Genomic DNA, 23,930 nt, shown 5'->3' on the forward strand with positions numbered 1-23,930 from the left:
TCACGTTTAAGACTACCGCCGAGCTTGAAGACCTGACGCAAGGCATTGGCCAGATGCGTGCCATCGATGCCGCGCATTTCGGCATCGGCATGCGCCATGCGGGCTATAACCTTTATGTCATGGGGCACACCGGCAGCGGCAAGCACACCCTTATCCGCCAGTTGCTTGATCAGCGCGTGGGGGCAGAGGCCAATCCTGCCGACTGGTGCTATGTGCACAATTTTTCCCAACCGCACAAGCCGCGCGCGATCCAGTTGCCCGGCGGCATGGGTACACGTTTCCATGCCGACATGCAGCAACTGGTGGCCGAACTTCAGGCCACCATCCCGGCTGTGTTCGAGGGCGAGGAATATCGCCGTCGCCTGAGCCAGATCGACGACGAGTACAACGAACGTCAGACCCAGGCATTCGGTGCCGTCGGTGACGAGGCCAATCAGCATGGCGTGGCCCTGCTGCGCACTCCGAGCGGCTTTTCGTTCGCGCCGGCCAAAGACGACGAGGTGATGAGCCCGGACGACTATGACAAGTTGCCGGACGAGGAAAAAAAGCACATCGAACAGGAAGTCAGCAGCCTGCAAGAACAGCTGGAGAAGGTGATCCATCAAGTTCATCAATGGCGGCGCGAGCGGCTCGATCGAGTGCGAACGCTCAACGAAGAGGCCGTCCTGTTTGCCGTTGGCCATCTGATGGATTCGTTGCGCAGCGATTATGCGGACTACCCGGCGGTGTGCAGCTATCTCAACGAGGCGCAGCAGAACGTCATCGAAAGCATAGACGAGTTCCGCCATCCCAAGCAAGGCATGTCCGCACTCGCCGCCATCACCAGCGAAATGCCCGATTTCAGCCGCTTTCGCGTCAACCTGCTGGTGGGGCGTGATTCGATTGAAGGCGCGCCGGTGGTCTATGAAGAACACCCCACCTACCAGAATCTGATCGGACGGGTCGAGCACATTTCGCAGTTGGGCGCGCTGGTCACCAACTTCCTGCTGATCAAGCCGGGTGCCTTGCACATGGCCAACGGCGGCTATCTGCTGCTGGACGCGCTCAAGCTGCTGACCCAGCCATTTTCATGGGAAGGGCTCAAGCGTGCGCTGTCCACCCACGAAATCCGCATCGAGTCGCTCGGCCAGATGTACAGCCTGGTCAGCACCGTCTCGCTGGAACCGGAGCCGATCCCGCTCGACGCCAAGGTGATCCTGATCGGCAATCGCATGCTGTATTACCTGCTGGCGCAATACGATCCGGAGTTTGGCGAGCTGTTCAAGGTGGCGGCCGATTTCGAGGACGAAGTTGAGCGCAGCGCCGACAACGATCTGCTGTATGCGCGCATGATCGGCACCCTGGTGCGCCGCGAAAAGCTGCGGCCGTTTGACCGCGGGGCGGTGGCGCGCGTGATCGAGCATAGCGCGCGCCGGGCCGAGGATGCCGAGAGGCTTTCCACCCACATCGTGAGCTTGGCCGATCTGGTGCGCGAGGCCGATTACTGGGCCGCGCAGGACCAGCGGGACGCGGTGGCGCGAGGCGATGTCGAGCGCGCGATCGCGGCCCAGATCAAACGCTCCGACCGTCTGCGCGATCGTTCGCATGAGGCCATCCTGCGCGGCATCCTGCACATCGACACCGAGGGCGAAGCGGTGGGGCAGGTGAATGGCCTGTCGGTGTTCCAGCTCGGCGATTTCAGCTTTGCGCAGCCGTCGCGGATCACCGCCAATACCCGTCTGGGCGACGGCGAACTGGTCGACATCCAGCGCGAGGTCAAGCTGGGCGGCTCGATCCATTCCAAGGGCGTGCTCATCCTGTCGTCCTTCCTGGCATCGCGCTACGCCGCCGAGCAGCCGCTTTCTCTGGGAGCCAGCCTGGTATTCGAACAGACCTATGGCCAGGTCGAAGGTGACAGCGCGTCGGTAGCAGAGTTGTGCGCGCTGTTGTCCTCGCTGGCCAATGCGCCGATCCGCCAGTCGCTGGCAGTAACCGGATCGGTCGACCAGTTCGGCCGGGTGCAGGCGATCGGCGCAGTGAACGACAAAATCGAAGGCTATTTCGATATCTGCAGCCAACGTGGCCTTTCTGGCCAACAGGGCGTGCTGATTCCCGCATCCAACGTGATGCATCTGATGCTGCGGCAGGATGTGGTGGACGCGGCGGCAGCCGGGCACTTCCACATCTACGCGGTGGAAACGGTGGATCAGGCGCTCGAACTGCTGACCGGCCTTCCTGTCGGCACCCCCGATGAGGCGGGCAGCCTCAACCAGCGCGTGGCGCAGCGGCTCAAGCAGCTGGCCGAATTGCGGCGCAAGTTTGCCGGCAAGGACAAATCCGATTCCGGCGACAGCCATGCGAACAGCGACGAGTGAACCATCTGCCAGCATCCGCATCTGGGTGGCACTCGACGAGTCGCCATGCAGTGCCGCGGCGCTGACGGCGGCCGCTGCGCTGGCCGCTGAAATGGACGCCGAGCTGGCCGGACTGTTTGTCGAGAACATCAACCTGCAGCACCTGATCGGCCTGCCGTTTGCACGCGAGTTCAGCCTGCTGACCGGGGCGGGGCGCACCTTGTCGCAAGGCGAAATGGAGCGTACCTGGCGGCGCGAAGCGGAGAGCATGCAGCATCTGCTGGCCGAGGCAGCCGAGCGCATGCGTCTGCGCTGGTCGTTCCGGGTGGCGCGTGGCCGGGTGGCGGCCGAGATCAATACGCTGGCCCAGGCATTCGACCTGATCGTGCTGGGCCAGCACTCGGGCATCGGCGTCACGGCTACTGCCCCAGCCAAGCCCCGCTTCACCCGCGCGCATCCGCACGTGGGGCCGGTACTGGTGTTATACGAGGCGGATTCGAGTGCCACGCCCAGTCTGGATTTGGGCGTCAGACTGGCGCGCCGGAACAACGCCGAACTCGTGCTGCTGGTGAGTGCCAATAGCGAGAACGCGTATCGAACGGCGTGCGCTGCCGCCCTGGCCGTGCTGAATGCGCGCAACCTGCCTGGACGATGTGTCTGGCTGACCACGCTGGATGCGCCACACCTGCTTGGGGTGGCGCATCGTGAAGCGGCAAGCTGCCTGGTGCTGGCCAACAGGAAACGCTTTCTGATGCAGGCTGGATTTGACCGGATGCTGGATGAGATCGAGTGCCCGGTGGTGCTGACCTGATAAGTGCTGGATCAACTCCCCCATCAAGCGGTGGTGCGTTTGTATCAATTTACTTGGGCTAGATTGAAAGTGAATGGGGGAGGAGGGATGAACTTCAACAAGAAAGCAGGCAGATGCAATTTGGCATGCCCCGCGTCTGTATTAAGGCCTCAATCAAGAATTGGCACTGACCGGTGTAATGGCACCTTGAAAGGAAGAATGACACGATGAAAACACCTCTGCAGATCACGTTTCGCGACATTGAACATTCCGACGTGCTGGAAGCGCATATCCGCGAAAAGGCAGAAAAACTGGAGACTTTCTTTGAGCCGATCATGTCCTGCCGGGTGGTCGTGGACATGCCGCACCAGCACAAGCAACAGGGCAAGTTCTTCAACGTGCGCATCGACATCGGTGTGCCGGGAAGTGAAATCATGGTGAACCGCGACCAGCACGAAGACGTGTATGTCGCGCTGCGCGACGGGTTCGATGCGGCCAAGCGCCAGCTCGAAGATTATGCCCGGCGCCTGCATCGCGAGGTCAAGACCCATGACACGGAATACATCGGCGAAGTGGCGCGGCTGTTTCCCGACGAAGGTTATGGTTTCATCCAGCGCGCCGACGGCGACGAACTGTATTTCAATGGCGACAGTCTGGTGAACATCACGCTCAATCAGCTCAGTGAGGGCGACGCCGTGCAATTCATTGAGGATCTGTCCGCCGATAGGCCGCAGGCCAAACGCGTAAGCGTTGGCCATCACCACCTGCCGGAGTAGACCGGCCAACGCGAACGCCCGTCGCGGCACCTCACTCATTCGCCCTGCGCTATTGCGCTCCTGGCGGGTGCGTGTAAACCAGCCGGTCGGCCTGATGTTCGAGCGGAGTGCCCAGCTCGGCGCACAGCCCTTCCATGCGCGTGGCAATGGCCGCGAAATCCTCGCCCCGCGCGAGTCTGACCTTCGCCACGGTAAGCCGAACCGGGATCAGTTCGATGCACTGCAGCCGCCCTTGATCGAACAGCAGCCGGAACAGGCAGGAGCGGTCGTTGCGCAGCACCGGATCGACCGCATAGTCGTCGATAAAATTCCCCGTGTCGTAGAGGATGGGCTTGCCCTGGTGGATTTCGATTCCCTGGCAGATATGCGCGCTGTGGCCGTAGTAGACGTCGGCCCCGAGTTCGATCACACGGTGGGCAAACCGACGGAATTCCACAGCAGGTCGCTCGACGAAATTGGCGCCCCAGTGATTTGAGAACACCACGAGATCCGCGCCCATGTCTCGTGCCCGGGTGATCGCATCTGCCACGCGCGCCAGCGTGTCCGCATGCAGCGAGACTTCCAGATACTGGGTTCCAGGCTGCTGCGCGGACGCGGCAAAATCCGGCTGGTTGTCGGTGAACGCAAGCAGCGCCACGCGGCAGGGCGATACGCCGTGCACCTCGACCAGGGCGGGCGCGGCAGCCGCAGCCGAATCGAGGCCGGCGCCGGCGTGGCGGATGCCTGCGGTGTCCAGCGTGCGCAGCGTGTCGCGCAGCCCGCGTGCTTCGAAGTCCAGCACATGGTTGTTGGCCAGCGAGCAGATGTCGATGCGCGCCGCTTGCAGAAAGCGCACGGCACCAGGATCGGCGCGGAAGTGGAACATTTTCCAGCTGCGTGTCCACGGCTGCGCATGCCGGGTCAGCGCGCATTCCAGATTGGCGATGCGCAGGTCGGCCTGCAGCAGGTGCGGCAGCACGTCGCCCCACATGTCTGCAGGCTGCATGTACTTGAGTGCCGCGTCGACGCCGCGGCCGAGCATCACGTCGCCGATGAGAGCCAGGCTCAGCATCGCTACATCGTGCGCTTGAGCAACCGCCGCAACGCTGCCAGCGGCCGGGTGTTGAGCACGTCGTTCTTTTCCAGCCAGCCGCGCCGGGCCTGGCCGACGCCGTACTCGAGATGGGCGAAATCGAAAGTGCTGTGCGCGTCGGAATTGATGCTGATCAGCACGCCTTCTTCCCTTGCGATCTGGCAGTGGCTATCCAGCAAATCCATGCGATCGGGGTGTGCGTTGAGTTCGAGAAAGCAGCCGCGATTATTTGCATGACGAATGATGCGAAGCATGTCGACATCGTAGGGTTCGCGCCGGTCGATCAGACGGCCGCTGGGGTGCGCCAGCATCGTGAAGTGAGGATGATCCATCGCGCGCAGGATGCGAGCGGTCTGCTTCGCGCGCGACAGATGGAACTGGCTGTGCACTGCGCCGACCACCAAGTCTAGTCTGCCCAGTACTTCGTCCGGCAGATCGAGGCTGCCATCTTCGAGGATGTCGACCTCGATGCCCTTCAAAAGCGTCAGGCCGTCGAGTTCCGTGTTGAGGCGGTCGATTTCCTCGCATTGCCGGATCAGCCGCAGCGGATCGAGGCCGTGCGCCACGGTCAGGTGGCGCGAGTGCTCGGTGATGGCCAGGTATTCCAGTCCCCGCGCCCTGGCTGCCAGCGCCATCTCGCGCAGACTGTCGTGGCCGTCGGTCGCGCGCGTGTGGGCGTGCAGGTCCCCTCGCAGGTCGGCGAACACGACCAGATTCGGCAAACGTCCGCTGTGCGCCGCTTCGATTTCACCGCGGTTCTCGCGCAGCTCGGGCGGAATGAAAGGCAGGCCGACACTGCGATAGACCGATGCCTCGTCCTCGCCAGCGATGCGCCCGGTTCCGCGAAACACCCCGTATTCGTTGATCTTGAGACCCTGTTGTTGCGCGATGCGGCGGATCGCGATGTTGTGGGCCTTGGATCCGGTGAAATAGCACAGCGCCGCGCCATAGCTTGCGGCCTCCACCACACGCAGGTCGACCTGCAGGCCGGACTTGAGCATGACGCTGGCGCGGGTGGGGCCGGCGGACAGCACGTCGACCACTTCGTCGTAGGCGGTGAAGCGTTGCATGACCGGGCTGTCGGCGGCAGCCGTCACCAGGATGTCGAGATCGCCTACGGTCTCGCGCATGCGGCGGAAACTGCCGGCCACCGTTACCTGTTCGACGCCGGGGACAACTTGCAGGAAGGCGGTGAGGGCATCGGCATACTGCGCCGCCACCGCCAGCTTGAAGCGGCGCGTTTGGCTGGCGTGCGCTTCAACCGCCTGCAGGATGTTGAGTTCGGTCTTTTCGCCGAAGCCGGGCAGGGCGCGGATGCGGCCGTCGCGCCCGGCCCGGTACAACTGCTCGACGGTCTGCACATCAAGGTCGTGGTACAGCGCCTTGACCCGTTTTGGGCCCAGCCCGGGAATCTGCAGCAGCTCGGTGACCGCGGGCGGCAGTTCGCGCCGCAGCCGTTCGAGCAGACTGCAGTAGCCGGTCGTGACGATTTCATGGATCTTGGCGGCAAGGTCATCCCCAATGCCGGGAAGCCGTGTCAGGTCATCGCCTTTTTCCAGCAGCGCGCGCGCCTCCTGGGGCAGTTCACCCAGTGTGCGGGCGGCATTGCGATAGGCGCGGATGCGGAACGGGTTGGCGCCCTGGATTTCAAGCCGGTCGGCGATTTCTTCGAAGACAGCGGCGATGTCGGCGTTGTGTGTTGGCATGACCGGAATGATGCGTTTGAATGTACGAGCGCGGCGCTGATCGGCGGTTGGGACAGGCTGGCCACGCCCGGCATCCCCAATTTATTGCGCACGCTCGTTTGAACCATAGTCGACCGGATAGGGATGGGTAATAGCAACTACGCTTGCTGGGCGCAGATGCTGCCGCGATGGAATGAGTGTTTAGATAGCCTGTGCTTTGAGTTAGAGAACGGCATCGCTGGTTTCAGTCGGCAATTGCTTAGCAGGTAACGTGAAACAGGCCAATGGTCTTGGCCTTGCCCTTGGTATCGTTATAGGTCTCGATGGCATCGGACGTAGGCAGCAGGATCACCCGGCAATCATGATGCTCGAAGAAATCAGCGGCCTCCGGCGACAGCCTCACGTTGCCGTACTGCCCTGAGCCCAACACCAATGTGTCGCAGCCTTTTTCGTAAATGAATTCCGCCTCATCCCGCGAAATGATGTGTGAGGTGCCGTAATATTTCTTGGAGAGCTTCTTCTTGCGCTTGGCCACCTCTCCCGACAGGCGGATGAGGACATCGTGTGAATAGGTGTTGCCATCGATGGTAATGCTGCCGAATTCGGTGGAATCGATTTTCATGGCAGGCCTCCAGGCTCAATGGCGATGGTGCACTTCAATGCGGTGAATGGCGCAGCAACTCCAAGTCAGCACAATCAGCCAGGGGCTGACCAAGTTGGGATTACTAGAGGCCGTCTTCGGATATGTCACCAAGAAATATTAAAAGCCCAACTAATTCGCAGGCGGCCAGGAACGGTCATTAGGCAAAATATGTTTTAAAGGCTGGCGATTCTATCGCACCTTGATTTCCGTCCACATGCGGGACAGCACGCGGCGCTGGGTGCGGTCCATATCTTTCAGCATCTCCAGCCGGCGCTGGATGTCGGGTGTGGGAAAAATGGTCCGGTTGGCGGCGATGGCGGGTTCGATGAATGGCAAGGCCGCGCGGTTGGGGTTGCCCGAGCCGATCAGGTTGGTGAGTTCGGCCGAATTGCGGCCTTCCAGCATGAAATTGACAAAGCGCAGGGCGAGGTCGGGGCGCGATCCGGTCTTGTGCAGCACCATCGAATCGAGCGCGAGCACCGCGCCTTCGCGGGGCGTCGCGTAGCCGATGGTGAAGGGGCGCCCGGCGTGCAGGGCGTCCTGCTGGGCCTGGAACATGTCGCTGGAGTAGCCGTGGGCGAGCCAGATGTTGCCCACGGTCAGTTCCTTGATGTAGCTGGAGGCGTTGAACGCGGCCCAGTAGGGCTTGGCGCGAAGGATCAGGTCGCGCGCGCGGCGCCAGTGTGCCTCGTCGGTATCGTTGACGGAATAGCCCAGATACTTGAGCGCGGCGGCCATCAGCTCGCGTTGCGAATCGAGCACGGTCACGCGGCCTTTCAGCTTCGCCAGATACTTCGGCTCGAAGATCACCGCCCAGGTGTCCGTGGGCAGGCCCAGTTCGCGCATTTTCTGCGCGTTGTAGCCGAGCAGCGTGATGGTGAACGCATACGGCACCGAATAGCGGTTGCCCGGATCGAAAAAGGCATCGAGGTAGGCCGGGTCGACGTTCTTCAGATTGGGCAGCATCTGCGTGTCGAGCGGGCGCAACTGCTGCGACTTGATCAGCGATTCGACCGCATTGCCGGTCGGCACGATGAGGTCGTAGCCGGACGCGCCCGCCGCCAGCTTGGCGAGCATTTCCTCGTTGTCCGAGTAATAGTCCTGCACCACCCGGCAGCGGCAGGCGGCCTCGAAGCGCGCGAGGGTCCGGTCGGAAATGTAGTTGTTCCAGTTGTACAGATGCAGCACGTCCGCGGCATGGGCCACGCCGGTCAGCAGCAGCACGAGGCAGGCGATGAGAAACTTCATGTCCGTCCGCCGAGGGCGCCCCGGTGGATGCGCGTGGCGAGCACGATCAGGCTCAGCGTGAAAGCCATCAGCAGGGTGGAGACGGCGTTGACCTCGGGCGTGACCGCGATCTTGATCATGGAATAGATCTGCAGCGGCAACGTGGACACGCCCACGCCCGCGGTGAAGAAGGTGATGACGAAGTCGTCGAGCGACAGCGCGAAGGACATCAGCGCCCCCGCCACCACAGCCGGCAGGATGAGGGGCAGGGTCACCAGGCGGAAGGTTTGCCAGGGCGTCGCGCCAAGATCGCGGGCGGCCTCGAAGATGCTGTTGTCCAGTCCCAGCAGGCTCACGCGCACGACGATGGCGACGAAGCCGATGCAGAAGGTGATGTGGGCAACGATGACCGACCACAGGCCCAGTTCCAGGCCGAGCCAGGGCCGGAACACCAGATTGAAGAACAGCAGCAGGCTGACCCCGAGCAGGATTTCCGGCATGGCCACCGGGGCGAGGGTGAGGACGGGCAGGACGCGGCTGTCGGTCTGGCTGCGTCCGCCGGTAGCGAAAGCGTGAACTCACCGTCGTTGGCGAGTTCGGTAGTCGCGACAGCGGCGTTGCCCACCGCATTGCGTGCGGCGGCGTTTGCCGATATCACGTCTATGGCCGTGATCGTGATTGACCGTCCCGCACAGTAGTCAGGTTTTGTTCTCCGCCAACAGGTGCATAACTTTCCGCCAAGCCGCCTCGCTCTCCTTGCCCGCCTGACGAAATGCCCGCTCGAAGCGTCGGCGTTGATCTCCCGATAGAATTTCCTCCAACTTTGCGCCTTTTTTTGCCAAACGCAAACGCTTGACGCGTCGATCCGCCGGGTCGGGTGCCCACGCAACCAATTCCTGATCGATGAGCTGCCGCAAGGGCGCATTCAACGATTGCTTGCTTACATTTAGGATCGCCAGCAACTCGTTGACGCTCAAGCCCGGATTGCGCCCAACGAAATACAGGATGCGGTGGTGAACCCGGGAGAGTCCATGCTCCGCCAACACTGCGTCGGGTTTCGCAACGACAGCGCGAAAAGTGAAATGCAACGCTTCCAGGGCTTCATTGAGTTCTCGTTCTCTCTCCGACGATGAGGTTATTAGGTCAGTCATGTTGACATGATAGAACTGGATACCTATGATTTATACGTCAACAATGCTGACCAAATGGAGAGGGCGATGCCTGTTATTAGCCGCGAATTCGCTGTCGAGTTCGCTCATCGCTGGATCGAGGCCTGGAATCAGCACGACCTCGACGCGGTTCTGAGCCACTACACGGAAGATTTCACATTTTCCTCATCTTTCGTTACCACAATTGCCGAAGAGCCGAGCGGAGTGCTGCACGGGAAAGCGGCGGTACGCGCGTATTGGCGCAAAGGCCTTGAGCGTATTCCCGATTTGCACTTCGATCTGAACGACGTGCTGACCGGGGTGGACTGCCTGACGCTTTACTACCTGGGCCACCGTGGCATGGCAGCCGAAAGCTTTTTCTTCGACAAGTCCGGCAAGGTGAAGGCGTCGCATGCCTGCTACACCATTCAGCCATAATCCCAGAAGGTGCCTTGAAAGTTAGACCTATCATCCACCATGCTCGTACTCGACCACGTCTCCCTATCAGTCCCCAGCATTGACGCCGCCCGCGCGTTCTACGACGCGGTAATGGACGCCCTCGGTGTTGCAAAGGTCTATGATCGAGCCGACGCTCTCGGTTATGGCGTGAGGTGTAACGCCATTGAGGACTTTCACTCATGTATTGCGGTGTATCAATCTTCCGAGGCGAATCTCGACTCAAAGCGTCACTGGTGTTTCAAAGCGACCACCAGAGTCCAAGTTCGCACCTTCTATTCCGCTGGGTTGGCACATGGCGGAAAAGACGATGGACCGCCCGGTCTTCGCCCTCAGTATCACCAACACTACTACGGTGCCTTTTTGCTAGACCCGTTCGGCAATCGAGTAGAGGCTGTTTGTCATCGTGCCGAAGAGGTCTAACACTGCATATATCGACTCCCCCAATAGCAGCCGGTGGCCGCTGAATACTTACATTGCGCTTTTCAGAGGCATCAACGTTGGCGGGAACAGCTCTCTGCCGATGAAAGAGCTTGTTGTCCTGCTCGAAGGAATGGGTGCGAGAAAGGTCAGAACTTATATCCAGAGCGGCAACGCAGTTTTCCTCAGTCCCGAAAAGAATGCTTCGCAACTCGCCAAACAATTGGCCACTGAAATAAGAAAGCGTCACGGCTTTGAACCCCATGTCCTCCTTCTCGGCCCTGAAGCAATAAATATGGCAATAGCGAGAAACCCATTCCCAGAAGCAGAGGCTGATCCCAGTCGTTTGCATCTGGGTTTTCTGGCTTCTACACCCAAGAACCCCGACCTGGAGAAACTCAATAGCCTCAAGAAGGCGAGTGAGAGGTTTCATTTGAGCGATAACGTGTTTTATCTCCATGCGCCGGAAGGGGTGGGTAGATCTAGGCTCGCGGCAAGCACCGAGAAATTGCTCGGTGTTCCAATGACAGATCGAAACTGGAGATCAGTTTGCAAAATCAGAGAGCTGTTGAGGGAATAGATCACTACCGCCCAACTTGGCATTCCACCTGGCCTTGCAAGAAGACGCGCAAGGTCGGCTACATCAACCTGAATCAGGAGCCAACATGACCAATAAAATTTATAGAATCGATAAATTCATCGTTCCAGACCATGCGAAGGAAGAATTTTTAAGTCGTGTGCGCGAGGCACACGAAATACTTCGCACGTTACCTGGATTTGTAAGCAATATCATGGTCGAAAAGACTGCCGGAAATGGCTCTTTCAACTACGTAACCATCGCCGAATGGGCGACTCCAGAGGCGATTGAATCAGCAAAAAAAGAACTTGATGCCCTGCGTGAGGTGAATAATTTTAACCCGCAGGAAATGCTCGACAGGCTGGGAATCCAGGCTGACCTTGCCATTTACAAGGCAATTGATCTCTAAAGTTGTTAAATCTCTCGAACAGCTTGGGTTCTGAACTGCGGACTTACTTTTCACTGCCTTATATCCATCAATCAATCGCTCGGCCTTATCTCCTTAGTGGTGCGCGACTACGATGAAGCACTATCGTTCTTTGTCGGAAAACTCGACTTCGCACTGGTCGAAGATACTCAAGTAGCCTAGAGCAGGCCACTGGCTGGTACATGTCACCTGCCTACCAAGCAATTAAATCTTTGCGTGCGAACAATACTGACGGTGATGTTTTTCTTGTGCCTGGCGTCTCAGATACACACAAGGCTACCGACATTCTTGGTTAATGCATCCAAGGTCCAACTTTACGTTATGCAGCATGAAACGAAAGCCATGAATTCGATTGTTCTCATTCTTCCCGGCATTGGCAACTCCGGCCCAGAGCATTGGCAAAGCCTTTGGGAAAAGGCCAATCCGTCGTTTGCCCGCGTGCAGCAGCGCGACTGGGACTATCCGGTTTGTAAAGAATGGCTCGATGTTTTGGAAGAATCGGTCGCTCGTTCTGGTACGAATGTCGTACTGGTAGCGCATAGTCTGGCGTGCGCTCTCGTAGCTCATTGGGCGGTGAACACAAATCTCACGATTAAAGGCGCGTTGTTGGTCGCCCCGCCCAATCCCGATGGACCCCACTTTCCGAGAGAAGCGGTCGGGTTCTCGCCGTTGCCGCTGAAGCCACTTCCATTCCAGAGTTTCGTCGTGGCGAGCACCAACGATCCCTACGGAAGCTTAACGTTTGCCAAGTCTGCGGCTTCTGCCTGGGGTAGCCGCTTTGAAAGTATCGGTCCCGCAGGCCATATCAATTCAGAAAGCGGTCTTGGAGAATGGCATAAGGGCTTTTCCTTGCTTCAACAACTTGCCGCATAACAACGCCGGCTTGGAAAAAGGTCGCATGCCGGGTGCTACAACAGGTGGTGTTCGTGTCGTGCTTCGGCTCGAAGGGTTATGCGTGCTCATCGCGGCTTCGGTGGGCTACTCCAAGTTCGGCCTTGGCTGGGGTGCGTTCGCACTTTTCTTCTTTACACCGGACCTTTCATTCCTTGGCTATCTCGCAGGCCCAAAGGTCGGCGCCGTTAGTTACAACTTGGCGCACTCATATATTGGGGCTGTCGCTTGTCTTGTGGCGGGTTCCGTTCTTCCGGCGCCAACACTTCTTTGCGCCGGAATTATCTGGTGTGCTCACATCGGATTCGACAGAGCGCTTGGTTATGGTCTCAAGTACGAGGAGGGTTTTGGCTTCACTCATCTTGGCCGCATTGGGCGGTTTCCTGGGTGATCTCCACTGTGGTGGGTTGGTAACAGCTCCCAGCTGTTAGGGGTTCACCGGCCTGCACAGCTTGCTTCCTGACCCAATTGATTTTGGAAACCTATGCCCGGTTAGTCCGCAACGCCACTCACGAGGCAGTGCGTCGCGGACGTGTTGGCCGGGCTCGACCTAGGCTATCCCGCTTAAACCTGTCGACGTTGTTGGTCAGGGTCTTGAGGATGCCGGGTAGCTCTGCCACGGTCTGGGCGGGCAGGCCGGTCACGGTTTCCTCCGCCAGAGCGCACCACAACTGCTTGACTTGGTCGGCCAGCGCCTTGCCGCTGTCGGTGAGTTCGACGATGCTGGCACGCCCGTCGGACGGGGCGGATTTGCGGCGGATGTGGCCGGAGGCTTCGAGCTTGCGGGCCATGAGCGTGACGCTGGGCGGCTCACAGCCGAGCGCCTCACTGAGCTGCGCCTGGATGCTCGGGCCGCTCTGGGCGAGCTCGAGCAGAAGCGCTTCCTGGCCGGGGTGCAGGCCGAGCGGGGCCAGCAACGCCGCGGCCCTGGCTCGGTGGCGGAGACTCAGGAGGCGGATGGCTTGGTTGATGGCGTCAGCTTGCTTGAAGTCCACGGGCACCCCATTGACAGATTAGTTATGCGAATAATATTATGCACATAACTAATATGCGCCGCAAGGATACATTTATGGCTTCTCTCTTCGCCCCCCTGCTTCTTGGTGACATCACCTTACCCAACCGCATCATCATGGCCCCGCTAACCCGCTGCCGCGCCAGCGAGGGTCGTGTGCCGAACACGCTGATGGCGGAATATTATCGCCAGCGCGCCGGGGCAGGATTGATTATCAGCGAGGCGACATCGGTCACCCCGATGGGCGTCGGCTATCCCGATACACCAGGCATCTGGTCGGAGGCGCAGGTGGAAGGCTGGAAGCTCATCACCAAAGCCGTGCATGAAAAGGGCGGGCGCATTTTTCTTCAGCTCTGGCACGTCGGGCGTGTTTCTCACCCGCTTTACCTGAACGGAGCGCTGCCGCTGGCTCCCAGCGCGATTGCTCCTCGAGGGCATGTCAGCCTCGTGCGCCCGGAAACAGCCTATGTCACTCCCCGTGCGCTGGAACTCTCCGAAATACCGAGCATTATCGAAGCCTTCCGCAAAGGCGCGGAGAACGCGAAAAGAGCCGGGTTTGATGGCGTGGAGATTCATGGTGCGAATGGTTATCTGCTCGATCAGTTCCTGCAGGACAGCACCAATCTTCGCACGGATGAATATGGCGGATCGATTGAAAACCGGGCGCGCCTGATGCTGGAAGTGACCGATGCTGTCATTTCTGTGTGGGGCGCAAAACGTGTAGGAATGCATCTTGCGCCGCGCGGCGATGCACACACAATGGGCGACTCCAATCCGCTTGCAACTTTTTCTTACGTTGCCCGTGAACTGGGTAAACGCAAGATTGCGTTTGTCTGTGCCCGTGAACACATGGGCGAAGGACGTATCGGGCATGAACTCAAAATTGCATTCGGCGGCGTTTTTATCGCAAATGAAGGGTTTACGCGTGAATCCGCACAGCAGGTAATCACCGCAGGTGAAGCTGATGCCGTCGCATTCGGCAAGCTGTTCATCGCCAATCCGGATTTGCCGGAACGCTTCCGCACAGATGCTGCGCTCAACACACCGCAGTCCGAAACATTCTATGCCAAGGGACCAAAGGGCTATACGGATTATCCTGCGTTAGAAGGTGCCCAAGCGGGCTAACCGAGCGGATGCGATTTCCCTGGGCAGCGAAAGCGGGATGCACGACCCTCCAGTTGGGGCCGTAGTTTGTCGCTTTCTGGCACCGCTGCATGTCACAAACGGCCGGGCTGTCCCGTCTACAGGTGATATGTGATCCACTTTCTGAACCAGGGAGAACCCAGCCATCATGACGACTCTTGCCGAACGCGCCCTGCGCTACGACCGCGAACATGCGCGCAGTCTGCGCGCTCTGGCCTACCGTATGCTCGGTTCGCGCGCCGAAGCAGAGGATGTCATTCAGGAGGCTTGGCTGCGCTGGACCCAAGTGGATGAAAGCATCATCCAGCATGTTGGCGCCTATCTCTCGCGCCTGGTGACCAACTTGTGCCTGGACAAACTGCGCTCGGCCGCAGCGAAGCGCGAGCAGTATGTTGGCGTGTGGTTGCCCGAGCCGCTGCTGGATGAAGAGGCCGGCTGGTCGCCCGGCCCTGAGGTGCAGGCGGAGTTTGCGCAGGACGTGTCCGTGGCCTTTATGCTTGCGCTCAAGCGGCTGTCGCCGCTGGAGCGCGCGGCCTTTATGCTGCACGATGTGTTCGACCTGGACTTCGACGAAATCGGGCGGCACCTGCAGCGCAGCCCGACCGCCTGTCGCCAGCTGGCCAGCCGCGCGCGCAACCATGTAAAGGCCGACTACGCGCGCCGAGAAGTGGAGGAGGAAGAACGCGAGCGCTTGTTCGCTGCCTTCAGCGAGGCGGTGCGCAATTTCGACGTGGATGGCTTGGCCAGGGTGCTGAGCGAAGACGCAGTATTGCTGTCCGACGGGGGAGGCAAGGTCAGTGCGGTGCCACGTCCGCTGCAGGGCGGCGCGCTGATCGCTAAGACCATTATCGGCTTCGCAAGGTTGCCGACCAGCCGCTGGCGCCTGGAGCTGGCGCGTATCAACGGCCTGCCCGGCTGTCTGGTCTTCGACGACGAGACCAACCAGCTGGTCCAAACCATCGCGCTAGCGCCCTCAATCACCGAGCCGGGCCGCATCAGCGCGCTCTACATACAGCGCAATCCCGACAAACTACAGGGCGTGCTGTCTGCGCTGGGCCCCATCGGTTCCACCGGCTGAAGAAAAAAACAGGCAAGTACGGCGTAAACGGGCGGACGATGCTCTCTTGGCGACAATGAGCCCGAGGAGGCGCCATCTTGAACGCGGTCGTTTGATTGGCGCCTGGATGATCCCAATGATGGCGGCCTGGAATTACACCGAGTCTGCGATGCGCTCACGCAGCCATTGATGCGCGGGATCGCGATGGACGCGTTCATGCCAGAGCATGGATATCTCGTATCCCGGCACCTCGACCGGTGGCTCGACGATTTGTAGAGCTCCGTCGTTGCACGCCAGCCGAGACGGTAGCATCGCCACGAGATCGGTGCTTGCCAAGGCCGACCTCAAGAAAAGGAAGTTCTGCACGGAAAGCACCACCCGGCGCGTCAAGCCCAGCGCCGAGAGCACTTCGTCCGTGACGCCCTGAAACCCGCCGCCTTCTGGCGACATGATGACGTGATCGAGATTGCAGAATTGCGAAAGCGTCGGTCGTCTTTTCAGGCGCGGATGACCTGCACGGCCGGCCAGGACGAACCGCTCCGTGAAAAGTACACGCTGGTGCAAGCCGGGCGGAGCCCCTTCGGTTTTATGAAAGGCGAGATCGATCTCCCCCTGTTCCGCGTGCCTGGCAATGTGTGATGGGCTTATCTGAAGGATTGCCAGCCGGGTACCTGGCGCCTCCGAACGCAAAACACTCAACGCCTGCAGCAAGATGCACGAGTCGGTGTAGCCAGCCGCGGCGATGCGCCAGGTATGCGTGGCTTTAGCTGGATCAAAGGGGTCGGCAGGCGACACCGCGCGCGCAAGCGCATCCAGTGCTTGCCGCAGCGGTTCGCGCAGCGCCTCGCCCCTTGCGGTAGGCCGCATTCCTCGCGGCCCGGGCAGCAATAGCGGGTCTCCAAAGATATTCCTCAACTTGGACAGATGGACGCTGACCGACGGTTGAGCGAGGTTCAGGCGTTCCGCTGCGCGGGTCACATTGTGCTCTTTGAGCAAGACGTCGAGCGTCAGCAGCAGATTCAGATCCAGCCTTTTAAGATTATTCATGGCAATACCTGGGATATTGGAAATTCATTTCCAATATACCGGATGAAGACTTATCGTGCGCTGCATCCAATGTAGTCATACCTGCCTTGGATACCGGCGGCGATTGCGTCCTGGCGATCTACAACTTGCACTAGTTGAGCAAGCTGGCTCATGTCGAGCCAGGGGTTGTCACAAAAGTGCCTCGGTTGACGTCTTGATCGTGGAGTGTTTCACACAACTGACAGGAGTGCAGACCATGCAAGCAAGAATCAATCATCAACACGCTGCCCCGGCGTGCAGCAGGCCATGCCCAAGCGCTGGGATACGTCTCAATGCACAACGTGAAGGAGTGGTTCAGTGAACAACATGATTCGATCGGGCGTGCTGCTCGCTGCCTTGGTAGGCATCGGCGGTGCGATGGCCGCCTGGAAGTTCGACGCGGACTCTCAGGTCTCTGCCGCACAACCTGAACAGGCGGTAGTGGTTTCTGCCGCTACCGCGATGGCGCGCGAATACCGCACTGTCACCAACGTCATCGGCACGGTGCTCGCGCTGCGCTCTGTAACCCTGCGCAACGAACTACCCGGCACAGTGCATCAGGTGAACCTGCAGCCCGGTGCCGTCGTCGAGGCGGGAACCGTGCTGGTGGCGCTGGATGTGTCGGTGGAGCAGGCAGACCTGAAGGCGCAGGAGGCGCAGCTCGGCCTGGCCGAGGCCACGCTTAGGCGTCTGGAGCGGCTGCGCGGCTTCGACGCCATCTCCGAGATCGACCTCGACAAGGCACGCGCCGAGCGCGACGTGGCCGAGGCGCAGGTCGCGCGCACGCAGGCGCTGATCGCTCGCAAGATCATCCGCGTGCCGTTCCGCGCACGCGTGGGCCTAGCCGATCTACACGTAGGCCAGTACCTGAACGAAGGCACGGAGATAACCACGCTGCAGAGTGTGGACGACGCGCTGCATGTCGACTTTGCGGTGCCACAGGGCGTAGCTGCGGCACTGAAGCCGGGCGACCGGGTGGGCGTCTTCTCGGACAGCAGCAACAGCGCGACAGCGGGTCCCATCCAAGCACGCGTCGTAGCCGTCGATGCGCGGGTTGACCCGGCCACGCGCAATAGCATGGTGCGCGCCCGCATCCAGCTTGGCCATGACACAGCCGCCATGAGGGCGTTGCCGGCGCCGGGCTCTTCTGTGCGCGTGAGTTTGGGCATAGGCGAGCCAGCGCCGGCCGTGGCGATTCCTGCCACTGCGCTGCGCAGGGGGCCGTCAGGCGATCACGTCTACGTGATCGCCACTGGCGGCGACAAACAACTGCGCGTGCAGCAGCGCCCTGTCAAGGTGGGCGCGATGCTGGGCGATGAAGTTCTGGTGGCCGGCCACCTCGCGGCGGGTGAGCTGGTCGCCACGTCAGGCTCGTTCAAGCTTCGCGACGCGGCTCTGGTGGCGGTGGCGAACGCAGGCACCGCGCGCACCCCGTCGGCCAGGGCGAATACCGCAACCGGCGGCTGAAGGAGCAAGCAATGCGTTCATCCATCACCGACCTCTTCATCCGCCACCCGGTGCTCGCCGTGGTGGTGAATATGATTATCGTGCTGGTCGGTTGGCGCGCTTTGTCAGCGCTGCCGGTGCAGCAGTACCCCAGCCTCGAGAGTTCGTCCATCGTCATCACTACGGTCTACACCGGCGCCAGTGCCGAGACCGTGCGCGGTTTCCTCACCACGCCGATCGAGCGCGCGGTATCGGCCATCGGGGGGGTTGACCATGTGGAGTCGAGCAGCCGTGCCGGCGTGAGCGCCGTCACCGTGCACCTCAAGCTCAATCACAGTTCCACGGCGGCGCTGGCGGAGGTGACGGCCCGGCTGCAGCAGGTGCGCTCCGAGTTGCCGGGCGAGGCCGAGCCGCCGGCAGTGGAGGTGCAACGGGCCGACCGGCCCTATGGCACCTTTTACCTGAGCTTCGCTTCCAAGGAGCGCAGCGTCTCGGCCATCACCGACTACCTGATGCGCAACCTACAGCCTCGACTGGCCACCATCGAAGGCGTGCAGCGTGTGACCAACAACGAGGGCGGCCGCAATCTCGCGATGCGGGTGTGGATCGATCCCGGCCGGCTCGCTGCACTGAACCTCACGCCCGGAGACGTGCAGGCCGCGCTGCAGCGCAACAACTACCTCGCCGCGGTAGGCCAGACGCGCAACGACCAGGTGCAGGTGAACGTGCTGGCCAACACCGACCTCCGCTCGGTGGAGGAATTCCGCCAGCTCATCGTGGCCGAACGGCATGGCTCGGTGGTGCGCTTGGCCGATGTGGCGCGTGTGGAGCTGGGCGCTGAGGAGGCACAGCTGGCCGCCAAATACAATGAGCAGGAGGCGGTGTATCTCGGTATTTGGCCGGTGCCGGGAGCCAATGAACTGGAGGTGGCCGCGGGCCTACGCGCCAAGATGGCGGAGATCGCGCCCACGCTGCCCAAGGACATCGAGATGCGCCTGGTGTGGGATGGCACGATGTTCATGCGCGATGCGCTCAAGGAGATCAGCAAGACGCTGGCCGAGACAGTCGCCATCGTCGCGGTGGTGGTGTTCCTCTTCCTCGGTTCCGCACGCACGGCGCTGGTGCCGCTGGTGGCGATGCCCGTCTCGCTGATCGGCGCCGGCGCAGTAATGTATGCCTTCGGCTTCAGTCTGAACCTGCTCACCATCCTGGCGATCGTGCTGTCCGTGGGACTGGTAGTGGACGATGCTATCGTCGTGGTCGAGAATGTAGAGCGCCACGTGCGCGAAGGCAAGGCGCGCATGGAGGCCGCGCTGGCCGGTGCGCGCGAGCTGTTCGGGCCCATCGTAGCGATGACGATCACGCTCGCGGCGGTGTACGCGCCCATCGGCATCCAGAGCGGGCTGACTGGCGCGCTTTTCCTCGAGTTCGCGATTACGCTCGCCGCAGCGGTGGTGGTCTCGGGTATCGTGGCGGTGACCCTGTCGCCGGTGATGAGCGCGCATTTCGTGCGCGAAGGCGGGCACCAGACACGACTCACCGTGTGGGTGAACAAACAGTTCGACCGTGTGCGTGCAGCTTATGGCCGTGTGCTCGATGTGACGCTCGGCATGCGAGCCGCAATCGTGCTGGCGGCACTGCTGATTTCATCCGCGGCCTATCCGCTCTATGTCTTCTCGCGCCAGGAGCTGGCGCCGGTGGAGGACCAGCGCCATATCAGCCTGTTCTACGAGGCGGCGCCCGATTCGTCGCTGGCCGCGACCAACCGTGACCACCTCGATGTGGTGAAGGCCGTGCGTGCATTTCCCGAGACCGAGTTCACCTGGTCGCTCACCGCCAACTGGGGTGGCTTCGGCGGCATCGTTGTGAAGGACTGGACGCAGCGCAACCGCTCCACCGAGGCGATGTATGGCGAAGTGTATGGCGCCGTCTCTCAGGTGCCGGGCTTGCGCGTGTTTCCACGTCTGGACCCGCCACTGCCGACACCCGGCCAGTACGACGTGGAGCTGGTGCTGCAGAGCGACGAGCCGCCGGAACAGCAGTTGGCCATCGTCTCGCGTGTAATCGAGGCCGGCATGAAGAGCGGCAAGTTCCTCTACGTAGACACCGACCTCAAGCTCGACATGCCCGAGGCGCGCGTGGTGCTCGACCGCGACCGCATCGCCGACCTGGGGCTGGACCTCGCCAGCGTGGGCCGCGAGCTGGGCACGCTGCTGGGCGGAAACTACGTCAACCGCTTCAACTGGTTCGACCGCAGCTACAAGGTCATCCCGCAGATCGGCGACGACGGCCGCGCCTCGATCGCACCACTGCTCGACCTGAAGATCAAGACGCCTGGCGGTGCGCTGGTGCCGGTTTCCACCTTCGCGCATGTGGAAACCAGCACCTCGCCGCGCGCACTCAACCGTTTCCAGCAGCGCAACGCGCTCAAGGTATTTGGCGGCGTCGCGCCGGGTGTCACCAAGGAAGAGGGCCTGCGCGTGCTGGAGGACGCGGCGCGCATGGTTGGTGGCGACCGGGTGGTATTGGACTATGCCGGAGAATCGCGACAGATCCGTCACGAGGGCTCGTCGCTGGCCGTCACGCTGGGCTTCAGCCTGGTACTGATTTATCTGGTGCTCGCGGCGCAGTTCAAGAGCTTCCGCGATCCGCTGATCGTACTGCTGGGCTCGGTGCCGCTGGCCATCTCCGGTGCGCTGGTGTTCAGCTTCCTCGACCTCACCACCATCAACATCTACTCGCAGGTGGGCCTGATCACGCTGGTTGGCCTGATCGCGAAGAACGGCATTCTGATCGTTGAATTCGCCAACACGCTGCAGGAGCGCGGGTTGGACAAGCTGTCCGCGCTGCGCGAAGCGACGCTGACGCGCCTGCGGCCGGTGCTGATGACCTCGGCCGCCACGGTGTTCGGCCACCTGCCGCTGGTGCTTGCGTTAGGCCCGGGTGCGCAGGCGCGCAACAGCATCGGCACGGTACTGGTCACCGGCATGGTGATCGGCACGGTGTTCACGCTGGTGGTGGTGCCGGTGTTCTACATGCTGATCGCGAAGGACCGTCGCGGCGAGGCCGCCCATGAAGCGGCGGCACCTGCTGCCGCTGGCGCCATCGCGGTAGCGAGCTGATGAAAAGGAGCAGGTGATGAAGACGACTCTTTCGTTACTGGCCATGTCGCTGATGATCACCGGTTGCGCTAGTCTGGCACCGGATTACCAGCGCCCCACGGCGCCGGTGGTTCAGGCGTGGCCGTCGGAAACTGGGGGCACGTCCGCCCACGCGGGTGATGCCGTGGCCGACCGGACGTGGCAGCAGTTCTTCACCGACGAGCGGTTGCGGGAGCTCATCGGCCAGGCGCTGGAGCACAACCGCGACCTGCGGGTGGCCGCCCTCAACATCGAACGAGCACGGGCGCTGTACCGTATCGAGCAGGCCGACCGGCTACCGACGGTGAGCGTGGGCTCAGGCATCGCGGTACACCGCACACCAGGCAGCCTCACAGCCAGCGGTGCGGCGGAGACGGAGCGTCGCTATGACGTGGTCGTCGGCATCAGCGGCTACGAGCTGGATTTTTTCGGCCGCGTGCGCAGCCTGAACGAGGCCGCGCTGCAGGAGTTCCTGGCCACCGAACAGGCCCGTGACAGTGCGCAGATCAGCTTGGTGGCCGAAGTGGCCAATGCCTACCTCACGCTCGCGGCCGATCGCGAGCACCAGCGGCTCGCGCGCGAGACGCTGGACAACCAGCGCAACGCCCATGCGCTGATCCAGCGCCTTGTCGAATCTGGCGTGGCCTCGCAGATCGACTTGCGCCGCTCGCAGACCACGGTGGACACGGCCCGTGCCGACCTTGCGCGATATACCGCTCAGGCCGCGCAAGCGGAGAACGCGCTGGCCTTGCTGGCGGGTGGGTCGATTCATCCCTCGCTGTTGCCGGATTCGCTGGCGCCGGTGGCCTTGCTGGACACCCTGCCGGTGGGTGTTCCTTCGCAGGTGCTGCAGCGCCGGCCGGACATCCGCAGCGCCGAGCACCGCCTGCAGGCCGCGCACGCACAGATCGGCGCCGCGCGCGCGGCCTATTTCCCCAGCATTACGCTCACCGCGAGTGGCGGGGTGGCCAGTGGCGCGCTGTCTGAGCTTTTCAAGAGCGGCTCCGGCGCCTGGGCCTTCGTGCCGTTGGTCACGCTGCCCATTTTCGATAGTGGGCGGCGCCGGGCCGCGGTGGAGGTGGCCGAGGCAGAACGCGGGATATTGCTGGCGGAGTACGAAGGCGCTGTGCAACGCGCCTTCCGCGAGGTGGCCGACGGTCTGGCGGTGCGCAGCACGCTGGGCCAGCAGTTGGAAGCGGGGGAGTCGCTGGTGGCGGCCACGGCCGACATTTTCAGACTTTCGGAGATCCGCTTCCGCCAGGGTGAGCAGAGCTACCTGGAGGTGCTGGACGCGCAGCGCGAGATGTATGCGGCCCAGCAGGGCCTGATCGCGGTGCAGCTGACGCGTCTCGCGAACCAGGTGTCGCTTTACAAGGCGCTGGGCGGCGGATGGAGCTGAGGTCACGGCTGGCGTGCGATCTGCGGAGATACGCGGCGCAACGTCCAAATCCACCGCATCGGTCCAGGTGCCATGGCGACCAACACTTGCGAGGGGGATCGGCCCGCTGGCCGGCTCGTTTGTCGCGGTGGGGCCTACTGAATTCGAGAAAGGAACTGCTGAATTGGATATGACCCGTATGTCGATCCCGACGGGCAGGGTCTACCTGGCCGTCACAATCACCACCTTCTTCTGGGGCGCGAATTTCGTACTTGCAGGTTGGGTGCTGGAGGATCTGTCACCCGATTGGGCCAGCGCGTTGCGTTTCCTGTTTGGCGCCGGGCTGATGTCCGTCCTTGCCTGGTGGCGAGGCGAAAATCTGGCTGGCCTGGCGCGGCGATATGCAGCGAACTATCTGCTGCTAGGACTGGTCGGCATCGTCGGTTTCAACCTCCTGTTCTTTAGGGCCATGCAGACAACCTCGGCGGACAACGGTGCGCTCATCATGGCGACCAACCCACTGCTTACCACCTTGCTCGCGGCGGCAACGCTGCGTGAGCGTGTTAGCGCGAAGCATTGGGCAGCCCTACCGATCGCGCTTTCTGGTGTGGCCATCGTTATCACCCATGGCGAACTGGCCCGCTTGCAGCATCTTCAGATCGTGGAGGGCGATCTGCTCATGCTGGGCGCTAACCTGACCTGGGCGGCGTTCAATATTTGCTCGCGCCGTTTTTCGCCCAATGCATCGGCCATCGCCAATACGGCGCTGATGATGAGCACTGGTGCGCTGGTGTTGTTGGCGATCGCGGCGGCTAGCGGGGCTGCCCTTTCCATGCCGGGACCACAGGCGTTCTCGGCGCTCGTCATCATGACTATCGCCGGCACGGTGTTGGCGTATCTTTTCTGGGGCATTGGAATTCGGCAACTCGGCGCCGGCAGGACCTCACTGTTCCTGAACCTCGTGCCGGTGTTCGCCATGCTGGTCGGCGCATCGGCCGGCGAGTGGCCCAACTCGGCGCAAATTACCGGCGGCGCTCTAGTGCTGACAGGAATGATTATCGCGATCCTCCCCGCGCGGCAAGGCGTCATGGTGCGGGCCGGTGAATCATATTTTCCGAAACGCCATCACGAATGACGGTTTATAAAGCGTCATTTAGGATGGACACTTTACGTTAGGTGCCTGAAAGACTCGCATGCCAAACCGCCTTGCCTCATGCAGTTGTGGTCAGCTCACTGCCGAAGTC

General features: G+C 61.5%; 24 protein-coding genes. 16 read left to right on the forward strand and 8 right to left on the reverse strand.

Annotation, left to right across the window (positions count from 1 at the left end; translation table 11 throughout):
* The first annotated feature begins 53 nt into the window (after positions 1 to 53).
* The 3 genes from IV098_RS10225 to raiA all read left to right on the forward strand — a co-directional run bounded on the left by IV098_RS10225 (position 54) and on the right by raiA (position 3,899).
* On the forward strand, positions 54 to 2,354 hold the full coding sequence (locus IV098_RS10225; RefSeq protein ID WP_367114182.1) for a Lon protease family protein: 2,301 nt from the start codon (positions 54 to 56) through the stop codon (positions 2,352 to 2,354).
* On the forward strand, positions 2,335 to 3,144 hold the full coding sequence (locus tag IV098_RS10230; RefSeq protein WP_296888785.1) for a hypothetical protein: 810 nt from the start codon (positions 2,335 to 2,337) through the stop codon (positions 3,142 to 3,144). The genes IV098_RS10225 and IV098_RS10230 overlap by 20 nt, the downstream gene beginning before the upstream one ends.
* Positions 3,145 to 3,350: 206 nt before the next feature.
* The gene (gene raiA, locus IV098_RS10235; protein WP_296888788.1) at positions 3,351 to 3,899 is read left to right on the forward strand and encodes a ribosome-associated translation inhibitor RaiA; all 549 of its coding nucleotides are present in this window, start codon (positions 3,351 to 3,353) and stop codon (positions 3,897 to 3,899) included.
* Between the two features lie 49 nt (positions 3,900 to 3,948).
* Here the strand turns inward: raiA and IV098_RS10240 are convergent, their stop codons facing one another.
* From IV098_RS10240 to IV098_RS10265, 6 genes are all read right to left on the reverse strand, one after another.
* Positions 3,949 to 4,950 carry a CapA family protein gene (locus tag IV098_RS10240; protein ID WP_296888790.1) on the reverse strand — a complete coding sequence of 334 codons (1,002 nt, stop codon included), beginning with the start codon at positions 4,948 to 4,950 and terminating at the stop codon, positions 3,949 to 3,951.
* Positions 4,951 to 4,952: 2 nt separating this feature from the next.
* Positions 4,953 to 6,677 (reverse strand): DNA polymerase/3'-5' exonuclease PolX, encoded by a 1,725-nt coding sequence (polX, locus tag IV098_RS10245; RefSeq protein WP_296888794.1) that lies wholly within the window; start codon positions 6,675 to 6,677, stop codon positions 4,953 to 4,955.
* Positions 6,678 to 6,915: 238 nt separating this feature from the next.
* Positions 6,916 to 7,278 (reverse strand): MTH938/NDUFAF3 family protein, encoded by a 363-nt coding sequence (locus IV098_RS10250; RefSeq protein WP_296888796.1) that lies wholly within the window; start codon positions 7,276 to 7,278, stop codon positions 6,916 to 6,918.
* Between the two features lie 210 nt (positions 7,279 to 7,488).
* Positions 7,489 to 8,547, reverse strand: a complete 1,059-nt coding sequence (locus IV098_RS10255) for a spermidine/putrescine ABC transporter substrate-binding protein (RefSeq protein WP_296888799.1) — start codon at positions 8,545 to 8,547, stop codon at positions 7,489 to 7,491.
* On the reverse strand, positions 8,544 to 9,056 hold the full coding sequence (locus tag IV098_RS10260; protein ID WP_296889323.1) for an ABC transporter permease: 513 nt from the start codon (positions 9,054 to 9,056) through the stop codon (positions 8,544 to 8,546). The genes IV098_RS10255 and IV098_RS10260 overlap by 4 nt, the downstream gene beginning before the upstream one ends.
* A 168-nt stretch (positions 9,057 to 9,224) precedes the next feature.
* Positions 9,225 to 9,677 (reverse strand): MarR family transcriptional regulator, encoded by a 453-nt coding sequence (locus tag IV098_RS10265; protein ID WP_296888802.1) that lies wholly within the window; start codon positions 9,675 to 9,677, stop codon positions 9,225 to 9,227.
* A 6-nt stretch (positions 9,678 to 9,683) separates the two neighbouring features.
* On the opposite strand from IV098_RS10265, the gene IV098_RS10270 reads away from it, so the two are divergent.
* The 7 genes from IV098_RS10270 (at position 9,684) to IV098_RS16350 (ending at position 12,836) form a co-directional block, all read left to right on the forward strand.
* Positions 9,684 to 10,112 (forward strand): nuclear transport factor 2 family protein, encoded by a 429-nt coding sequence (locus tag IV098_RS10270; RefSeq protein ID WP_296888805.1) that lies wholly within the window; start codon positions 9,684 to 9,686, stop codon positions 10,110 to 10,112.
* A gap of 39 nt (positions 10,113 to 10,151) precedes the next feature.
* A complete protein-coding gene (locus IV098_RS10275; RefSeq protein WP_296888808.1) occupies positions 10,152 to 10,553 on the forward strand; it encodes a VOC family protein in 402 nt (133 codons plus the stop codon).
* On the forward strand, positions 10,537 to 11,130 hold the full coding sequence (locus IV098_RS10280; protein WP_296888810.1) for a DUF1697 domain-containing protein: 594 nt from the start codon (positions 10,537 to 10,539) through the stop codon (positions 11,128 to 11,130). Before IV098_RS10275 ends, IV098_RS10280 begins: the two co-directional genes overlap by 17 nt.
* Positions 11,131 to 11,215: 85 nt before the next feature.
* Positions 11,216 to 11,536: an antibiotic biosynthesis monooxygenase gene (locus IV098_RS10285; protein ID WP_296888812.1), complete on the forward strand. Its 321-nt coding sequence runs from the start codon at positions 11,216 to 11,218 to the stop codon at positions 11,534 to 11,536.
* 122 nt (positions 11,537 to 11,658) lie between these two features.
* The gene (locus IV098_RS16345; protein ID WP_367114183.1) at positions 11,659 to 11,850 is read left to right on the forward strand and encodes a DUF1330 domain-containing protein; all 192 of its coding nucleotides are present in this window, start codon (positions 11,659 to 11,661) and stop codon (positions 11,848 to 11,850) included.
* A gap of 46 nt (positions 11,851 to 11,896) precedes the next feature.
* On the forward strand, positions 11,897 to 12,427 hold the full coding sequence (locus tag IV098_RS10290; protein WP_296888814.1) for an alpha/beta fold hydrolase: 531 nt from the start codon (positions 11,897 to 11,899) through the stop codon (positions 12,425 to 12,427).
* 25 nt (positions 12,428 to 12,452) lie between these two features.
* A complete protein-coding gene (locus tag IV098_RS16350) occupies positions 12,453 to 12,836 on the forward strand; it encodes a DUF4260 domain-containing protein (protein ID WP_367114184.1) in 384 nt (127 codons plus the stop codon).
* Between the two features lie 118 nt (positions 12,837 to 12,954).
* On the opposite strand, the gene IV098_RS10295 is transcribed toward IV098_RS16350, so the two are convergent.
* Positions 12,955 to 13,440, reverse strand: a complete 486-nt coding sequence (locus IV098_RS10295; RefSeq protein ID WP_296888816.1) for a MarR family transcriptional regulator — start codon at positions 13,438 to 13,440, stop codon at positions 12,955 to 12,957.
* A 74-nt stretch (positions 13,441 to 13,514) separates the two neighbouring features.
* Here IV098_RS10295 and IV098_RS10300 point away from each other — a divergent pair, with 74 nt between their 5' ends.
* Both IV098_RS10300 and sigJ read left to right on the forward strand, forming a co-directional pair.
* Positions 13,515 to 14,582 (forward strand): alkene reductase, encoded by a 1,068-nt coding sequence (locus tag IV098_RS10300; RefSeq protein ID WP_296888818.1) that lies wholly within the window; start codon positions 13,515 to 13,517, stop codon positions 14,580 to 14,582.
* Positions 14,583 to 14,748: 166 nt separating this feature from the next.
* Entirely contained in the window at positions 14,749 to 15,678 is a 930-nt protein-coding gene (gene sigJ, locus IV098_RS10305; RefSeq protein ID WP_296888820.1) for an RNA polymerase sigma factor SigJ, read from the forward strand.
* Positions 15,679 to 15,810: 132 nt separating this feature from the next.
* On the opposite strand, the gene IV098_RS10310 is transcribed toward sigJ, so the two are convergent.
* Positions 15,811 to 16,704, reverse strand: coding sequence for a LysR family transcriptional regulator (locus IV098_RS10310; protein WP_296888822.1), 894 nt, complete (start codon positions 16,702 to 16,704; stop codon positions 15,811 to 15,813).
* 345 nt (positions 16,705 to 17,049) lie between these two features.
* On the opposite strand from IV098_RS10310, the gene IV098_RS10315 reads away from it, so the two are divergent.
* From IV098_RS10315 to IV098_RS10330, 4 genes are all read left to right on the forward strand, one after another.
* Positions 17,050 to 18,189, forward strand: a complete 1,140-nt coding sequence (locus IV098_RS10315; protein WP_296889325.1) for an efflux RND transporter periplasmic adaptor subunit — start codon at positions 17,050 to 17,052, stop codon at positions 18,187 to 18,189.
* Between the two features lie 11 nt (positions 18,190 to 18,200).
* Positions 18,201 to 21,290: an efflux RND transporter permease subunit gene (locus tag IV098_RS10320; RefSeq protein WP_296888824.1), complete on the forward strand. Its 3,090-nt coding sequence runs from the start codon at positions 18,201 to 18,203 to the stop codon at positions 21,288 to 21,290.
* A 16-nt stretch (positions 21,291 to 21,306) separates the two neighbouring features.
* On the forward strand, positions 21,307 to 22,707 hold the full coding sequence (locus IV098_RS10325) for an efflux transporter outer membrane subunit (RefSeq protein ID WP_296888826.1): 1,401 nt from the start codon (positions 21,307 to 21,309) through the stop codon (positions 22,705 to 22,707).
* Positions 22,708 to 22,876: 169 nt separating this feature from the next.
* Positions 22,877 to 23,821: a DMT family transporter gene (locus IV098_RS10330; RefSeq protein WP_296889326.1), complete on the forward strand. Its 945-nt coding sequence runs from the start codon at positions 22,877 to 22,879 to the stop codon at positions 23,819 to 23,821.
* Positions 23,822 to 23,930 lie beyond the last annotated feature (109 nt).

The organism is Thiobacillus sp. (assembly GCF_018780105.1).
In the GTDB taxonomy this organism is placed as follows: domain Bacteria; phylum Pseudomonadota; class Gammaproteobacteria; order Burkholderiales; family Thiobacillaceae; genus Thiobacillus.

What these genes read in the sequence shown, in the direction of transcription:
- IV098_RS10315 (WP_296889325.1), top strand. Translation starts at nt 17,050, where the DNA reads ATGATTCGATCGGGCGTGCTGCTCGCTGCCTTGGTAGGCATCGGCGGT.
- sigJ (WP_296888820.1), top strand. Translation starts at nt 14,749, where the DNA reads ATGACGACTCTTGCCGAACGCGCCCTGCGCTACGACCGCGAACATGCG.
- IV098_RS10265 (WP_296888802.1), bottom strand. Translation starts at nt 9,677, where the DNA reads ATGACTGACCTAATAACCTCATCGTCGGAGAGAGAACGAGAACTCAAT.
- IV098_RS16350 (WP_367114184.1), top strand. Translation starts at nt 12,453, where the DNA reads ATGCCGGGTGCTACAACAGGTGGTGTTCGTGTCGTGCTTCGGCTCGAA.
- IV098_RS10270 (WP_296888805.1), top strand. Translation starts at nt 9,684, where the DNA reads ATGATAGAACTGGATACCTATGATTTATACGTCAACAATGCTGACCAA.
- IV098_RS10255 (WP_296888799.1), bottom strand. Translation starts at nt 8,547, where the DNA reads ATGAAGTTTCTCATCGCCTGCCTCGTGCTGCTGCTGACCGGCGTGGCC.
- IV098_RS10290 (WP_296888814.1), top strand. Translation starts at nt 11,897, where the DNA reads ATGAATTCGATTGTTCTCATTCTTCCCGGCATTGGCAACTCCGGCCCA.
- polX (WP_296888794.1), bottom strand. Translation starts at nt 6,677, where the DNA reads ATGCCAACACACAACGCCGACATCGCCGCTGTCTTCGAAGAAATCGCC.
- IV098_RS10285 (WP_296888812.1), top strand. Translation starts at nt 11,216, where the DNA reads ATGACCAATAAAATTTATAGAATCGATAAATTCATCGTTCCAGACCAT.
- IV098_RS10240 (WP_296888790.1), bottom strand. Translation starts at nt 4,950, where the DNA reads ATGCTGAGCCTGGCTCTCATCGGCGACGTGATGCTCGGCCGCGGCGTC.
- IV098_RS10250 (WP_296888796.1), bottom strand. Translation starts at nt 7,278, where the DNA reads ATGAAAATCGATTCCACCGAATTCGGCAGCATTACCATCGATGGCAAC.
- IV098_RS10330 (WP_296889326.1), top strand. Translation starts at nt 22,877, where the DNA reads ATGACCCGTATGTCGATCCCGACGGGCAGGGTCTACCTGGCCGTCACA.
- IV098_RS10275 (WP_296888808.1), top strand. Translation starts at nt 10,152, where the DNA reads ATGCTCGTACTCGACCACGTCTCCCTATCAGTCCCCAGCATTGACGCC.
- IV098_RS10325 (WP_296888826.1), top strand. Translation starts at nt 21,307, where the DNA reads ATGAAGACGACTCTTTCGTTACTGGCCATGTCGCTGATGATCACCGGT.
- IV098_RS10230 (WP_296888785.1), top strand. Translation starts at nt 2,335, where the DNA reads ATGCGAACAGCGACGAGTGAACCATCTGCCAGCATCCGCATCTGGGTG.
- IV098_RS10225 (WP_367114182.1), top strand. Translation starts at nt 54, where the DNA reads ATGCGTGCCATCGATGCCGCGCATTTCGGCATCGGCATGCGCCATGCG.
- IV098_RS10320 (WP_296888824.1), top strand. Translation starts at nt 18,201, where the DNA reads ATGCGTTCATCCATCACCGACCTCTTCATCCGCCACCCGGTGCTCGCC.
- IV098_RS10310 (WP_296888822.1), bottom strand. Translation starts at nt 16,704, where the DNA reads ATGAATAATCTTAAAAGGCTGGATCTGAATCTGCTGCTGACGCTCGAC.
- raiA (WP_296888788.1), top strand. Translation starts at nt 3,351, where the DNA reads ATGAAAACACCTCTGCAGATCACGTTTCGCGACATTGAACATTCCGAC.
- IV098_RS10300 (WP_296888818.1), top strand. Translation starts at nt 13,515, where the DNA reads ATGGCTTCTCTCTTCGCCCCCCTGCTTCTTGGTGACATCACCTTACCC.